Below are 15,892 nucleotides of genomic sequence, written 5' to 3'. Positions count from 1 at the left end.
TAGAGTCTAATAAAAAGAATTGTCTCTCTTAATTTAACCCTAACCCTTCAAGAATATCTTCTAGATTTCTTCCCTCGTGCACGGTTTTAGGTTCAGTAGTATCATTAAAATCAGGGTTTTGCTTTAAGTAATGATCTTGAATATATTTCATATCTTTAGCATCAACAATCTTATCGAAGTTAATATCAGCGCTTCTTTCGTTTGTCCCCCAATTCCTTTCAAGCTGTATTGCATCCAGAATATCAATCACATTATCTTTTGTGACATCCCCTGGTGTTGCTTTACCCACATTTACTTCAGGATTCCAGTGTCCGACCAGCTCACCATCGTCATCCTGATAACCAACGTAGAACGAGTTGAGTACTGTAAAATGACCTGGTATATCGACTCTCACTTCAAATTGTTCGAGTGTCACTGGGAGCTTATCCACGTTGATCCTTGCATATTTTTCCAATGAACGACTATAGTTGTTGCCAGCTTTATCTTTGACCGTTACGACCGCACCAAGCTGTGATGTATCGATATCCCTTCTCCAGTTACTGTTCGTATCCGATTGTAAAGAAGAAGGTGACGAGACAGTACCCGTAATCTTTGAGAATGTTGGTACAAGCCAGATTGGATAGAACACAGAAGTCAATGATTTAGTATCTCCGTTTTCATCTTTGAATAAAGACGTTGGATTCTTTAACGGTACAATCTGATCGTATGTCATGTCTTTAGCTCTGACTACAACTTCCGCAAATGGCTTGTCCCCTGAGAGGGCTTGATTTGAAACTTTAAGGTTAACGCTTAGTTTCATGTCAGTAGAGCCTGAAGGCATAGACTGTGCCGTAAACTCAATATTATCTTTTCCGAGCTGTTCCAGCGATTCATGAGGCTTGACACTCACAATTTCTAACAAGTTTTTGTTAAAAGCAAAGCTCGTTGTTAATTCCTTAGTATTATCAAGGTTGTTGGCAATAAGAGTGATTGTTGTTTCTTCTCCCATCTTCAAACGCTTATCCTTTCGTTTTCCAACGACATACGGGTGTCCTTGCTCAATAAAGGTAAAGTATTTTGATTCCCTTCCAATTCCTGCAGAGTTGAATCCCGTTAGCTCTACATTCGTACTCTTTACCGTTTTGCTAATCGGAATGTTGTAAGAGAAGTTTCCATTAGCGTCTGTTTGAAAACCTGAAGTGAACACATTGCTATTGTTCTTTTCCATCACAAAATTTTTAGAGTGATCGATTCCGGCAATACCCTGTTCTTGATAATCTAAGTAGTTTTTATCAATAACGCTTCCATTTACAGGATAATGACTAGTACCAGGTGCATATTCAATAATACCCTCTGTTAGATCTGTATTGAACGCTGGACCTGTAATATCAATCATCGTGTGATCAGTCTGGGTAAAAGTTCTTCCCTCTTTATTGGTCCCAATCATCTTTACTTTATAGTGAGAAGGTCCATAAGGGACGGGTACCCTTGTTGATGAAATAGGAGAATTAGGATCTCCTGTGAATAGATAATAGGAACGTTTAAATACACCATTTACATAATACTCTGTGTCTTCTAGTAATGAAGATGTGTTCAATCTGCCTAGGAATCCAATTTCCTTATCTGTCTTTCCATCTAGAAGAACAAAATCAATGGTCTCCATGATAGATTTAGAACTAAATGAAACGCCAGTCTCATAGGGGACGAAAGGATAATAGATTCCATAGTTAGAAGATAAAACTTTAGGGTCTGTCTTCATTTCGTAGAATCCTTCTTCAGTGATTACAAATGCAAACGGAATTTGATAGGTCTCTTCTTTAACCTGTTTGTTTTGTATTTTTACAAAGCCCTCATACGTTCCCGGTTCAGCTGTTCCTGGAACGTTAATGGATACATCCAACAAACGTTGTTGGTTGCCGGGAACCGTAATATGTTTTTCAACAGTCAGCGATACACCGTTTGGCACAGGGTCTTTAGAGCCCCTTTCACCTACCTGAAAGTCCACACTCACTTCTAAATTCTTAGGCTTTTTCCCTAGATTCGTTAGTGTTACTCCTCGGGTTTCAGAGAGATTCTTACCCGTTTTTAGTTCACTTCCAAAATTAAGAGCACCTGATTTTGACTGCAGCTTATTTTCAACACCGTCGACATAAGTAAAAGTCGGATTATCCACCATGATTTCCATTTCAGACTCTATAGCTTCCACTGCATCCACCTTTCCGCTTCCCGCTTCGAACACACTGTAGGATTTGTTAAGAGGATCAGCTGTATTCATCAGGATGGACTTTATCTCGTCAGGCAGCATAGCTGGATTCTGCTGCAACAGTAAAGCTGCCACTCCTGCAACATATGGAGAAGCCATGGACGTGCCAGAGAGGCGTTGGTAAGCATATTTATAGTTTCCTAGATACGACTCTCCATGAGCGTAAGTTGGAACGGTTGACCGTATTCCTTCACCTGGAGCTGTTATTTCTGGTTTGATCTCGTGTAGGATTCTTGACGGTCCACGTGAGCTGAAATCGGCAAGATAACCGCCCTCAATAATATGCTCCCCTGGTTCTTTTAACGTAATGGATATATTTCCATTTTTTAATTTGTCTTTTAATGCTGCACCATCACTTTTAGTTAACGAGAAAGTAGGAACATAATGTGCAGTCTCGCCAATATAATAAGGAATGTGCCCTTCACTTTCACTGTTATTATATAAGAAGACGGCTATAGCCCCTTTATTTTTTGCTAGTTTGATTTTGGCATCAAACGATGTAATTCCTCTCTCGATTAAGACCGCCTTTCCTCTCACATCTTTACCGTTATAATCCGTTGTCTGCCCTAGTCCAACGTCCACAAGGGATAAAGACAGGTTCTCAAGGCTAGACAGCTGGTCGGTAATATTTTTTGCGAGAAGACGTAGACTAATTGGAGCGTTTATACCTTCTACACTCCCTTTATAAGTAGGTACAGTAATTGACTCGTTATTAGCCCCTACCGTAAGTGCGAGTGTTGAAGTACCAGGCGATCCTAACGTCTTCATGTTACTTCCACTGTTACCAGCTGCGACCACTGCGGTAACACCCGCTAGAACAGCATGGTTTACAGCTATAGAGGTAGGGTACGAGGGATCGTTAACAGAATTACCTAATGATAGGTTGATAATATCCATTTCATCGGTAACAGCTTGATCAATAGCTGCAATGATGTCACTTGAGACCCCCGATCCATAAGGTCCAAGTACTCTGTATCCGTAGAGCTCTGCTTTTGGTGCAACCCCTGTCGTTGCGTATTCACTTTCATTTTTTCCGTTTCCAACAATAATACCGGCAACGTGAGTCCCATGAATCGTATAGTACGCATTACCGTTCTGAGAGAACTCAGGCTGCCTCGAGGTCTTCCAGTCTTGATATGTAGCCTCCATCGGATCGTTATCATCATTTACAAAATCATACCCACCCCTATACGCTTCTTTAAGGTCAGGATGGTTATAGTCGATCCCAGTATCGATGACGCCTACCTTAACTCCTTCTCCAGTCATCCCATTTGTATGCAGCATGTTGAGATTCTTAGGCAGTTGGGTAAACTTGGGAGTCTCTTCCTTGATTTTTGGAAGCTCTAGCTTCACTTCTTGGTCGCTCCAAACCGTTTTGACAACTTCTGATTTTAATAAATTTTCTATCTCGTTTGCTGGAATGGACATTGATACACCGTTAAAAGCATTCTTATACGAGTCTTTAATTACCATTTCTTTCTCTTTTTTATGTTGCTTGAAGATAATTCCGATATCCTTTTTAAATTGCTCGTGTGCAGCATTGACCTTCTTATTTGCTTCATTTAGTGAGATTGTTCTGCCTTTTTCCTTCTCTAGCAAGACTTCTGTTTTTACTGGCTGTTGATGGAACTCAACGATCACATTCGTTACGTGATCATCATTAAGATTTACCGTAGAATCTAGTTGTAATCCTTTTTGTTCAGACGTTTCTAACATATGAAGGGTCGCTTTCTGTCTATCATCCAATGACGAAAGAATTTTTGCAGCATCGGATTCTTTTGCTGTCGCTAAGTTCACTGAATCAAAAGGTGATAATAACAAACTGGACATAAACGTTACTATTAACACTTTTTTTAAGATTGATTGAATCTGCACATTAATCCCACTTTCCCTAGTAATTTTAAAAGTCCAAATATAACTAAAGTTTAAGTAATTTTCTTGGAATTAACTATTGGGTTATTTAGTTAGGTCAATATACCTGAATGAAATAACGTTCATTATCAAAAGGTTAATATTAAGGTAAATTAACTAAGGAATAAGGATTATTTTTTATTTATTATTTGGGTTTTTGTTCAAGCTCTGACAGTCTAATGGACTTGAAGCTATAAAAGTCATTTGAATTAATTGAGCTTGGCTAATTCAAAAAAAAATGCTGCTCCATTACAGAAGCAGCACCCTACCTAACTAGTTTTTAATAATCGTCATCACAATATCTTTCGTGTTCTTGGCAATCGCACCGCCATCATTCTTGAAGACGGTGGATTTGTTCTCTTCCGACGGTTCGATATGAATGTTCAGTTTGTTCTCCCCTGCATTCAGATTCACTGTGTGCGAGAACGTCATGTCATCGTTGATTGTTACAGGCTCACCGTTGATCGTCATCACGCCTTCTTTAATGGCTGTACCTTTTAGCGTGATGGTATCAGATGATAGGGTTTGGCCATCACTATGTGACGTTACAACTACCGGCATGTCGATCCAGCGTACGATCTTGTCTTGTACCGTCATCTTATTGCCGCCTTGGTTCGTAACAACAAAACTTAAGTCTGTTCCTGCTGCACCATAACCGTAATAACTTACATCATCGTCATTTGGGTTGCCCGGCGTGTGGTCAGCTAGCCCTTCTTGATCCCATGAGCTGTTCTTCACGTATTTGTACGTAACCACTTCGCCTTCTTGAGCTTCAAACGTGTACTCGTAATCGTTTGTTACAGCACCGCCGCGCGTCATCTTCCACGCACCTGTATTCCAGCCGTTCTTGCTTCCTGGAACCGTCAGATCTACTCCTTGTGGAGTATACTCCGGCGCGTTCACTTTCAGCGTTACTTTTACCATAACAAGGTCAGGTGTTACACTTACCGCGTTCGACTTCACGCTGTTACCTGCTTTATCGTAGATGTGCACTTCATACGAATACGTTTTTCCGTTCGTCACGTTGATATCTTTGTAGGTTGTTGCGTTTGTGTCTAGAACTCGGTCGATAACCTCTCCGTCACGTACGATCGTGAACAAATATGGTTCGTTCGCACCTTCAACCGACCAATTCAGATTCACTTGTCCAGACTCTTGCGCTGGCTCCTCTAGTGTTACAGAATCAGCTGGAGCTGTTGTGTCATCACCTTTTGTGAACGTTACGGATTTTGTTTCACTCGTTACCCATGTACTGCCGAGATCAGTAGAGAACGCATAACGGTATTCGTACGTTCCTTCTTTAAACGGCAGGAATGATGAGCTGAATGTGTTAAATTCTCCGTTTTGAGCTGTGTAGCTTGCTTTGTGAGATGTCCAAGTGTCTTTTCCTGGCTCCTTCACTTGAAGTTCAGCTTGCAGACCTTCTGCCAAGTCACTTTCTGTTTCACCTTTTATAAAAATATCAGCTGAAACGTTTTGTGATTTAGAAAGGTCGATTACACCGTTCTCTAGTGCTGTTACTCCAGCAATTTCATAGTTTCCGTCTTTTAACGCAACGTGCGGGATTGCCGCTTTTGATTCTGTTTTTACAGATTCATTGTTATTCTTGTCGATTGCGACAACAGCGAAATAGTATTTGCGTCCGTTATCCAGGTCGTCAATCTTGATAGAGTTGCCTTTTGTTTCAGCTATCTTTTCATAAAAAGCACCAGAGATTGTCGTTTGGTAGACTGCGTAACTTCTAGCGTCACCTTCCCAAGATAGGGATACAGAGTGGCTTCCTTCTTCTGCTTTCACGTTCGTTACAGCTTCTGGTGTCTTCAAGTTCTGACCTTTATCCGAAACGAGCATGCGTCCCGTCATTGCCGGAACCGTTACCGTCAGTTTGCCATCTTTTACGGATGTTTTGTACTTCTTATCCAGTTGATCTGTCAGCTTCACATTGTTTACGATCAGCTTCTTTACATCAAGTTCAACTGTCTTGTTTTCATTGCCGCGGTTTGTGATCACAAGTGCCGCGTTCTTTTTATCAGTACGTGTATACGCTAACACGTCTTTTTCAGCGAATAGATGGTTCAACTCGCCATAGCTGAACAGATCATGATAGTCTGCACGTACTTTTCCGATATTTTGATAGTGTTTCACTAAGTCTTTATCTTCAGAGCCCCACGGATATGTTCTGCGGTCATCTGGATCTTTAGAGCCCGTAACTCCCGCTTCATCTCCGTAATAAACCGTCGGTGCGCCTGCATAGCCCATCTGTAAGATAGCTGCAAGCTTCAGACGTTTCACACCTAACTCATGATCGTATTTAGGATCAAGTTCAGCACGCTCGTAGGAATCTGTTCCGTTTCCAAGGATAAATGCCACACGTGGCGTGTCATGTGATCCCATCAAGTTCATTAGTGCGTAGAATGCTTCTTGCGGATAATCTTCAAATACAGCGTTCAGCTGATTTTCTGCGCCTTCCGCGTTACCGTTCTTTAGGTAATCGATCATCGCACCGCGGAATCGGTAGTTCATAACAGAGTCATAAAGATCGCCAAGGAAGTATTCAGACGCATCATCCCAAATTTCACCTAAGATAAGCGGATCTTCTTTCTTGCCTTCTTTTAACTCATTTCGGAACTCTCTCCAAAACTCGGTATCTACTTCGTTCGCAACATCCAGACGCCAGCCTGATGCACCGCGGTCAAGCCAGGATTTCGCCGCAGAATCTTCGTCATACATGATGTAATCTGCGAACGGTTTGTTGTTTAGTTCTGAATCATAGTCCACAGCTTCACCTGGAATTGATTTGATCTCAGGTAGTGAGTCAAAGCCCCACCATGCTTGGTATTTGTACACACCGTTCACTTTTTCGTTCTCGATGTTAAACCAGTTGTGGAAGCCATATGTGCTGAACTTTTGGCCTTCTTCAGTGAATTTCGCTTCCGTTTGTTTTTTCGCTTCTTCTTCTGTTAAGCCTTGGGTGCTCATCAGATCATAGATGCTTGCCCAATATTCGTAAGCACCGACCGTGTCGTATTTACCGTATCGGTCAAAATAGATCGAGTCGTCTCCAACATGGTTGAACACGCCATCTAGAATCAAATGCATCTTGCGTTTTTTCAATTCTTTTGTGAAGGCTTTAAATTCTTCAGGTGTTCCAAACATCGGGTCCATCGCTTTGTAGTCAGTCGCATCGTATTTGTGGTTGGATGCAGCATGTGCGACCGGGTTTAGGTAAAGCGTATTTACGCCAAGTGACTCGATGTAGTCTAGTTTCTTCTGAATGCCGGCAATGTCACCGCCAAAGAAATCGTTCGACCAGATTTCGTCGCCTGTGTACCCTTCTGTTTCAGCTTGGCGCGGGTTATCTGGCAGCTCACTCCAATCTTGGTGCTCGATCGGTTCTGTTCCACGTGCTGTTGTTTTGGCTGTATCATTTTTCTTGTTTCCGTTATAAAAACGGTCCGGGAAAATCTGATAAACGACAGATTCTTTCATCCAGTCAGGTGTTTTATAAGACGGATCGTAAACGGTCATTTGGAAAAGTCCAGCGTTCGTATCAGATGCTGCTCCTTTTCCGCCTTCTCCTGTATCTTCACCGTACTCTTTTACCGCATCTCCATCGCGCGCAGTAAATTTGTATCCGTAAACGCCTTTTTCCTCAGGAGTTACAGTCGCTTCCCAAAGCTCGATCTCTTCACCATTAACAGTTGTCCAGCCCGCATTCTCCATATCTTTTACAGTCGTAGAGCCAGAGTTATAGTTGCGAAGGTAAAGTTTTGCTCCAGTCAGGTCGCCTTTTTTCGTTTGAAGGCGCAGTGTTACGTCTTGTCCTGCTTTGATCGCTCCAAACGGCGCACGGAATGCTTCGTTCCAAGTGTCATGGAAAAGCTTGCCCGCGTTCACGCTGCCATCCGGCAATCCAGCGTCATAGTTTGTGTACACTTCTTTTGTGTCGTGGTTGTAAAAGAACGTGATTTCAGCGTCTTTAATAACGTTCAGTTTGAAGTCGCTCGCTGGGTATGCAGCTGCGTCCCAGTTGTTACCGAGCACGATCTTAAAAGCATGCTTCCCTTTTGGTACTTGTGCAGTGAACGTGTAGATGTTGTCACCGTCTTCGTCTTGTAAAAGGGCTGTTGATTCTCCAGGCGCCCACTCGCCACCCGCACCAATATCAGGCTGAATGTCACCAACGATTCGTGGTGTTTGTTCGGCCGGAAGTGGTTCTGGAATCGTAACTTTGTGCGTCGTGTCATCGTACACAAACGTGAATTCTTTTTCAGCGTCGACAGTCAGTTTGTAGTTGTCGCCGCCCTGTTTTCCGTCGACTCCATAGTTCTCGTCCCATGAGCCGTTGATCGCAATTTTGTACTCATAGTTACCAGCAGGAAGTTTTCCAGTGAGCTTGTACTTTCCGTTTGGTTGAAGTTCCATTTTCGTGGCTGTGTCTGCTGGGTTCCAGTCAGCTGCTCCTCCTAGTTCATTTTGAAGATCTCCAACAAGTGTAACTGTGCGCTCTTGCGCTTTTGTTGAAGCTGGTTGTATAAGCAATGTAGATGCAAACGTTTGCAAAATCATTGTAAAAAGTAATAGCCATGAAACCGCATAGCGTGATTTCGTTTTCCTCACTTCATTTCCCCCTTTTAATGGTGTGCAAATTAGTGAAAGCGTTTGCACAAATATGTTTAAGACAACGCTTTCATTTCCTTTATTATGTCATGTTTTCTTTTATTGGAAAATAAGTCATTCGGCTGATAAAACTGTTTATAAATAGGTATTTTTTCTTATTTCCCAATAGAATCTTTATAACTCACTCTTCTAGCCGATATAAAGCATGCATTACGAATACCGGAAACATAAAAGGAAAAAGGCAAACCTATGGAAACATAGCGACGCAAAGCTAAAGGGGCTTCTACACACATCGTGTAATGCCAGCCAGCTGCCGTTTTTCGGAGCACACTCCGCCAAACGGCATGAGTGTGTCTTTTTATTGTTTTCCAATTCTTTAAATAAGAAAGGGAGAATGAAAGTGAAGAAGATTTTAAGTTCATTTTTAGCGTTAGGACTTGCAACAACTGGGTTTGGCCCGTCCGTTTTTGCAAACACGGGAGCTGGAACACCTGTGGAGGAGCCCGCTGATGACACGCAGACAGAGGAAGTAACTGAGACGACACCACCAGAAACGACAGATGAAAGTGCATCAGACGATTCGGTGACAGAGAAGTGCCTACGCAAGAAGAAGCACCAGAACTAGTACCTGGAAATTTCTTTTATTTTATAAAAATCATGATGGAGAAAATGCAGCTTGCTGTAACGACAGATGACTATAAAGAAGCAAGACTTTTAGCTGATTTTGCTGCTGAACGTATTAAGGAGGCAAATGTCCTTTTACAAGAAGGGGATGTTGAAGGCGCAACAAAGCTTTTAGAAGAAGCGATTGCTCAGCAAGCAAAAGCTGTTGAAATAGAGGAAGGAGCTTCTGAAGAAGATACAGCTGAGGAAATTACCGGAGAGGTACCAGCCGAGGACTCTGATGAAGAAGGAACAGAAGACGTAACAACCGGTGAGGAAGAAGCTGCAGAGGAAGAAGACACTGCTACTGAGCTTGAGAAAAAGTTATTCCAAAACATCGTTGCGTTAATGACAGCTCTTGAAAAGATTGATAATCCAAAAGCGCAAGAAGCACTTTCGAAAAATATTGCAAAAGCGTTTGGAAAGCTTGAAAAGAAAATAGCAAAACTTGAGAAGAAACAGAAACAAGAGGAGGATGAGTCCACTGAGGATGAAGATCCTTCAACTGAAACGGAAGAGCAAGAAGCTGAGGAGCCTGTCGCGGCAGATCCTGTAGTGGATGGACCGGCTGATGACACAACAGAAGCTGTTGAAGACCATCCCTCAGTAACTGCCGTACCTGTAAAAGAAAAGCAAACTAAGCAGCCGCCTGTTGTTCCCGCACCAAAAAAAGAACAGCCGAAGAAAGAACAGACTAAGCCAGCGAAAGAACAACCTAAAAAAGATAATGTGAAGAAAGAGACTCCTCCTTTAAAGGAACAGCCAAAGAAAGAAGAACCAAAGAAAGAGCAACCTAAAAAAGAAGAAGCTAAGAATGAAGATCGCGGAAAAAAAGATAATCATAAAGAAGAAAAAGGCAATGATGACCGTAAAAATGACCGTGAAGAAAGTGAAAAAGAAAAGGATAAAGAGGATAAAGGTAAAAATAAAGAATAATAATACTCCCTGCCGAAATGTTCGGCAGGTTTTTTTACGTAAACACACGTTAGAGTTTCAATAACACAAGATTCCATTACAGCAACCTCAGTTACCCAAAAAATAAAAACCGGGTCCTCTCTGGTAGGTAGAGGCCCGGCACATACTCTATCTTATTCAGCTGACTCTTCCGTTGATTCCTCATCTGTAGAAGTTTCTTCGTCTTGTGTGTCAGTTTCTTCTGTGTTTGTTTGTTCCTCAGTGTTCGTGTCTTCCGCGTTGTTACATGCAGTGATCAAGAAAATTGCCAAAAGAGATGCTCCGATTTTAGCCATAAACGTTTTGCTCATTTCAAAATTGCTCCCTTCGGATATTCATTTTGATTTTTTGCATGAGTATGGGATTTCTTTGTCCCTGTTCAGAATATATCATGAAAAAAACCCGAAAAGACGCAATTTACCAAGTCATAACCAACACTTTACAATTCTAAAATCACCTTTATATTAGCTTAATAATTATAGATCATAATGGAGCACATATTGAGGACCCACAGGACCCTGTTTGACTTGACCGCGATCTACAAATCCTGCTTTTTCGTAGAGCTTTTTAGCCGGTTCATTCTTAAAGTTCACCGCTAGGATGAGTTCGTCCACCTCAGGAAAGTTCGCTGCGACGAACTTAGGTAGCTGCAGCATCGCATCCTTCGCATACCCTTTTCCTTGCTCAGGGTGATTGATGGATAACGCGCGAATCACCATTGCATTTGGGTTTGCGGTAAAATCTCGAATGTTCTCGCCCGTATGTAAAACGAAAAAGCCGACTGTTTTGCCGAATGCTTCAATTACAACTGGATTCCTTTCCTGATCTTCTTCACACTTTTGTAAAGCGTCACTTGGCATTGCCGTAAACTTCTCCTGATCTTCAGGCAGATAGAATGCGTCCAGAACTTCTCTATGTTTTTCTTCAAAAAAGCGAGTATCGAGTTTGCCATATCCATAACCTCGGTTCATTTTTATTCGTTGATGAGTGACTCTGTTGCTTCTAGCCAGCATTTTGCTAGTAGTTCATTGCCTTTTTTCCTCATATGTACGCCGTCTGTTGTTACGGAAACATCGGGCTTTTTTGTAAGATGATTGATGAAGACATCGTGCGTTGGAACAAGCACGGCATCAAATTCCACTGCTAGTTTTCGAACCACTTCTACATACGAAATGAGCATCTGATTTCCTTGAGATTGCGGGTTTTCTTTTATGATCGTGGGTTCCATGAGTACGAGTTTGGTAGCAGAAGGAACTTGCGATAATAGCTCACGGTACACCTCTTCAAATTTCAATACATCGACTTGTGCGATACCGGGACTATCAAGCTGTCTCCAAACATCGTTGATCCCGATCGAAACCGATAAAAGGTCAGGCTCCAAATCAAGAACATCCCGCTGCCAACGAAAAGCAAGATCAGTAACACGATGTCCGTTTATACCTTTATTGATAACATTTACGTCCTTTGGAAGGGCTTCTTTAATCATTCGAACATATCCATTTCCGAGTCGTTCAGTATCTGTGTTTTTATTTGAAGCGGTAATGCTGTCGCCAATAAAAATAATTTTCACGCTCATTCCCTCTCTCTTCTTTTCTTCTATTTTATCATGCTGAAGTAAAAAGTTAGGGTTTTAGAGGATTTTACATTATTTCTTTGAATACATATAAAAAATCCTTTTTACAGGAGGACAAATATGCTTGAAACTGTTGTTCAGCGCCCGGTAAATTTAGGTCAAACCGAAATGAGACCGTCTTATCGCATGGATTTGCGCCAATATAACAAACAAGAATATGAGAAGTTTGTAAAAGTTAATACGGTGAATGATTGGTCTACCGTGTCTTGGAAAGATGTCGGCAAGCCGTATGAGGTGACTTCTTTTGCAAAAGAAAAAACGGAGTGGGAGCATAAGCACGGCGAAGCACTTCCGGTCCATACATCATGGACGATGTTCAACCAGTCGTTTCACGAGTGGTTTTCGAAGGATGTACCAGCTGATATTCACGATAAGAAAACTGCATTTTTTCATAGTTTAAAAAGCTTTAAGCCTTCAGAGGTAAAAGTCGCACTGGGAGATTATTTGCGCATTCATTTATGGAATTATGTGCATCGTATTCAAGATGGCATATGGGATCCTCGAGGGAAGAGAGCTCTTTTTGAAGGGCTTAATGTGAGTAAACCTCGTATTCTTTTTTAGGTGCAGCTGAAGGCTATGAAGCGATGCAGCTGTCTGCGATGTATCCTGGCGGCGAAGTAGTGATGGTCGATTATGATCCTTTCTGTCGCGATGCAAGGTTTGCGGAGTTCCCGGAGGCTTACCCATTTTTAGGGGAGAATCCAAGAACTGGCGGAGATAAAGTCTATTATAAAAATGACTTCAACATCTCGTATGTGGTGGACGATATTCGTAACCTTCCGTATGGCAGGGAGTTTGATATTGTGCTGAGCGTTGGTTTATTAGAGCACTTTCCAGATTCCATGAAGTCTGAAGTGGTAGAGTGGCATCGTAAATTTTTGAAGCCAAGCGGCTATATCGTGATGACCACACCGCGTGCGCAGCTGCGTTCGAAGTTGTATTACGAGATCATGGCTGATGTGATGAATCATACGTACAGAGAGTTGATGACGCTTGATCAGATGGGGCTTTATCTGCATGAAAACGGACTTGATATTTTAAAGCACGGGTATATCAAAGTGCATAACGGGATTGTGGCGAGAGCGAAATAAAAACCTGGAGTGAGTTCCAGGTTTATTTTTTATGGATAGTTCTATGGTTTGGTTGAGGTCGATGGAGATGATGAAGATGACGAATTTGTCGAAAATCGGATAAATAATTTTATACACGGAATTATTTAGCTTATACCCGGAATTATAGACGTTTATTGCGGAAATAAAATGAATTACCTCGTAATTATTATTAGGTGTTCGTCTTCTTCATACATTTTTTAAAATGTTCATTTCAGACATACACTTTTCTAATAAATTTTACCGAGTCCAGTAATTACGCTTTAATCGAAGTGTACTTTAATAAGTTATTCCGTAATTCAAGGACATTTTCAGCGATAAAAGTAGGCGCTGCTGTTGTAATCTCGTCTAACGAACCATAACCGTACGTAACTCCTACTGAATCAATCCCGGTGTTATGCGCTCCAATGATATCGTGCTTTCTGTCACCGATCATGATGAAATCTTCTTTTGGGTTATCGCTGTATTGATCGAGTATGTGCTGGATGATCTCCGTTTTAGCGGTTCGTGTTCCGTCGAGGTTACTTCCGACGATTAGATCAAAGAAGTGATGGATATCAAAATAGTGCAAGATTTTTTCAGCAAAGACAGTTGGCTTTGAAGTAGCAACAACTAACGTAAAGCCGCTTTCCTTCAATTCCTGTAAAAGCTCAGGAATCTGTTTATAAAGTGTGTTCTCATACATCCCCACATCGCTGAATCGTTCACGATAATGCGTGATGGCTGTTTGAGTTTGTGTTTCATTGAAGTAGTAGTAGTCTGCGAAAGATTGTTGAAGCGGTGGCCCGATAAAAGATTCTAAGTGATCTAGGTTCTCTTCTTTGATGCCCATTCTTTCTAAAGCAAATTGAACAGATTTAGTGATTCCTATTTTCGGGTCAGATAGTGTACCGTCTAGATCAAATAGAATAATTTTATAGATTTTATCCATTTACATTTCTCCTCCACTCTCTTATTTTCAATGTTCTCTATTTAAAATAACATAAAAAAAGCTTGAAATGGAGCATTCCGTTAAGGTGTTTGCTCCATTTCAAGCTTTTATGATAATTGTGTGGGGTCAGACCCCTATTTGCCTAGAGCGAAGGTGATTTCGACTTCGCAGGCTACCTGGCCGTCAACCGTTGCAATTCCCTTGCCCTTACCGATCGAACCACGCACGCGTGTCATCTCTACTTCCAGGAGAAGCTGATCGCCGGGTACGACTTGCTTTTTGAAACGGCAGTTATCGATTCCTGCAAAGAAGGCAAGCTTACCGCGGTTTTCTTCCTTTTTCAGCATTGCCACTGCTCCTACTTGAGCAAGTGCTTCAACGATTAATACACCTGGCATCACTGGGTAGTCCGGGAAGTGGCCGTTAAAGAATTCTTCGTTTGCTGTTACATTTTTGATACCGACAGCGCGCTGACCTTCATCCACTTCTAGAATGCGGTCAATCAATAAAAACGGGTAACGGTGCGGGATAATTTCTTTGATTTCTTCAATCGTTAACATACGAAAACATCACCTTTCTTTTCATCATCATGAACATCTATTTTTATTATACTTGGTATTGTTACCTGGTACTAATTTTATCTCAAAAGAAAAACAATGACGCAACAGTTCTGCCATTGTTTTTTTATTATATCTTTACATTTCTTTTTGTACAAGGTCGATGATATGTGTCCATGTTTCTTTTTCAAACACGTTCATCGGCTTACCGTCACCAATTACGCCATAGCCTACCATCGTACCCACAGCAAAGCACACAATGATTCCGCATACAAGCAGAAGAAGACGAAGCCAGATTGGGAAGCTTCTTTTCGTTCGGCGGTGATACCACTGTTTCTTCTCTTCTTTAAGAGATTTCTCTTTCTCATTGTAACGCTGTGTTTTTGGTTTTTCGTTATTATTCAACTCTTGCATCTTATTCGTCATACAAACCTACCTCATTTAGCGAAGCCCGTTTACTAACCCCATCATCTGGTCAGCAATTGTAAGAGAACGCGCATTAAATTGATATGAACGTTGTGTTTGAATCAGTTCCGTCATCTCATTGGAAATGTTAACATTCGAGGATTCGAGTACACCTTGCTGAACGAAATTACCTGCTCCAGCATTTACTTCCTCTATAAGTTGATTTAACGGTATGTTTTGCGGCGCTTGTAAGTTCTGCCCAACAGATAACATCTGCTGCGGCCGAATCATATTTACAATCGCCAGTTGTCCTGATTCAACAACCGCTCCATTATTTAACGTTACCGAAACTTGGCCGTTTTGTCCAATGGTAATTTTGTTATGGTCAGCTGGGATGGTGATCGGTCCATCAACGCCCATCACTTTATTGCCATCTGATGTCACGAGTTCCATTTCATTAGGGTTACCGGCCGACGGTGATAAATAAAACGCGCCGTCCCTTGTAAATTGCAGAGTCCCATTTCCGTTATTGTCGACTCCAGCAATCTGAAAGTACAGGTTAGGCTGTGTAAGTGCTACATCGAGCGCACGTCCTGTCTGCTGCAACGTGCCCGTTTCCATACTTACTGCCGTGGACGAAACACGCGCTCCGCTTCCGAGTCGAATCCCGTTCGGCGTTAACCGGCCGTCTTCTGTCGGTTCAAGTGCTTCACTTCTAATCTGCTGAAAAAGAATATCAGAAAACTGCGCTTCACGTCTTTTATAACCGTTCGTCGTGCTGTTCGCCATATTGTTCGAAATGGTATCCAGCTTATGCTGAAGCTGTCCCATCGTAACTGCTGCTGAAATCATAGACTGATTCATACT

13 protein-coding genes and 1 riboswitch are annotated in these 15,892 nt (G+C 41.8%); of the genes, 4 read left to right on the top strand and 9 right to left on the bottom strand.

All coding sequences use genetic code 11. The features are described from left to right. Positions 1-28 precede the first annotated feature (28 nt). Together ACEWFH_RS03365 and ACEWFH_RS03360 are read right to left on the bottom strand one after the other, a co-directional pair. On the bottom strand, positions 29-4,117 hold the full coding sequence (locus ACEWFH_RS03365; RefSeq protein WP_473726098.1) for a S8 family serine peptidase: 4,089 nt from the start codon (positions 4,115-4,117) through the stop codon (positions 29-31). Positions 4,118-4,426: 309 nt separating this feature from the next. Further along, a complete protein-coding gene (locus tag ACEWFH_RS03360; protein ID WP_473726097.1) occupies positions 4,427-8,773 on the bottom strand; it encodes an alpha-amylase family glycosyl hydrolase in 4,347 nt (1,448 codons plus the stop codon). 230 nt (positions 8,774-9,003) lie between these two features. After that, a riboswitch (cyclic di-GMP riboswitch) is annotated at positions 9,004-9,091 on the top strand. 82 nt (positions 9,092-9,173) lie between these two features. Between ACEWFH_RS03360 and ACEWFH_RS03355 the strand changes: the two genes are divergently transcribed. Then, positions 9,174-9,398 carry a hypothetical protein gene (locus ACEWFH_RS03355; RefSeq protein WP_473726096.1) on the top strand — a complete coding sequence of 75 codons (225 nt, stop codon included), beginning with the start codon at positions 9,174-9,176 and terminating at the stop codon, positions 9,396-9,398. Continuing rightward, positions 9,368-10,372: a DUF5667 domain-containing protein gene (locus tag ACEWFH_RS03350; RefSeq protein WP_473726095.1), complete on the top strand. Its 1,005-nt coding sequence runs from the start codon at positions 9,368-9,370 to the stop codon at positions 10,370-10,372. Before ACEWFH_RS03355 ends, ACEWFH_RS03350 begins: the two co-directional genes overlap by 31 nt. A gap of 152 nt (positions 10,373-10,524) precedes the next feature. Here ACEWFH_RS03350 and ACEWFH_RS03345 read toward each other — a convergent pair whose 3' ends face one another. The 3 genes from ACEWFH_RS03345 to ACEWFH_RS03335 all read right to left on the bottom strand — a co-directional run bounded on the left by ACEWFH_RS03345 (position 10,525) and on the right by ACEWFH_RS03335 (position 11,966). Further along, a complete protein-coding gene (locus tag ACEWFH_RS03345) occupies positions 10,525-10,701 on the bottom strand; it encodes a hypothetical protein (RefSeq protein ID WP_473726094.1) in 177 nt (58 codons plus the stop codon). Between the two features lie 165 nt (positions 10,702-10,866). Continuing rightward, complete coding sequence (locus ACEWFH_RS03340; protein ID WP_473726093.1) at positions 10,867-11,361, bottom strand: GNAT family N-acetyltransferase; 495 nt, start codon at positions 11,359-11,361, stop codon at positions 10,867-10,869. A gap of 2 nt (positions 11,362-11,363) precedes the next feature. Beyond that, positions 11,364-11,966 carry an SGNH/GDSL hydrolase family protein gene (locus tag ACEWFH_RS03335; protein ID WP_473726092.1) on the bottom strand — a complete coding sequence of 201 codons (603 nt, stop codon included), beginning with the start codon at positions 11,964-11,966 and terminating at the stop codon, positions 11,364-11,366. Positions 11,967-12,083: 117 nt separating this feature from the next. Between ACEWFH_RS03335 and ACEWFH_RS03330 the strand changes: the two genes are divergently transcribed. Both ACEWFH_RS03330 and ACEWFH_RS03325 read left to right on the top strand, forming a co-directional pair. Beyond that, a complete protein-coding gene (locus ACEWFH_RS03330; RefSeq protein ID WP_473726091.1) occupies positions 12,084-12,584 on the top strand; it encodes a hypothetical protein in 501 nt (166 codons plus the stop codon). Positions 12,585-12,607: 23 nt separating this feature from the next. After that, positions 12,608-13,114, top strand: a complete 507-nt coding sequence (locus tag ACEWFH_RS03325) for a class I SAM-dependent methyltransferase (protein WP_473726090.1) — start codon at positions 12,608-12,610, stop codon at positions 13,112-13,114. 274 nt (positions 13,115-13,388) lie between these two features. Here the strand turns inward: ACEWFH_RS03325 and ACEWFH_RS03320 are convergent, their stop codons facing one another. From ACEWFH_RS03320 to ACEWFH_RS03305, 4 genes are all read right to left on the bottom strand, one after another. Beyond that, positions 13,389-14,063, bottom strand: coding sequence for an HAD family hydrolase (locus ACEWFH_RS03320; RefSeq protein ID WP_473726089.1), 675 nt, complete (start codon positions 14,061-14,063; stop codon positions 13,389-13,391). 134 nt (positions 14,064-14,197) lie between these two features. Continuing rightward, the gene (fabZ, locus tag ACEWFH_RS03315) at positions 14,198-14,623 is read right to left on the bottom strand and encodes a 3-hydroxyacyl-ACP dehydratase FabZ (RefSeq protein WP_473726088.1); all 426 of its coding nucleotides are present in this window, start codon (positions 14,621-14,623) and stop codon (positions 14,198-14,200) included. 135 nt (positions 14,624-14,758) lie between these two features. Beyond that, positions 14,759-15,046 carry a DNA-directed RNA polymerase subunit beta gene (locus ACEWFH_RS03310; RefSeq protein ID WP_473726087.1) on the bottom strand — a complete coding sequence of 96 codons (288 nt, stop codon included), beginning with the start codon at positions 15,044-15,046 and terminating at the stop codon, positions 14,759-14,761. Positions 15,047-15,061: 15 nt separating this feature from the next. After that, entirely contained in the window at positions 15,062-15,889 is an 828-nt protein-coding gene (locus tag ACEWFH_RS03305) for a flagellar hook-basal body protein (protein WP_473726086.1), read from the bottom strand. Positions 15,890-15,892 lie beyond the last annotated feature (3 nt).

The sequence above is a fragment of the Fictibacillus sp. EA-CB0309 genome, assembly GCF_055814265.1.
This window is presented reverse-complemented; position numbering and strand designations above follow the sequence as displayed.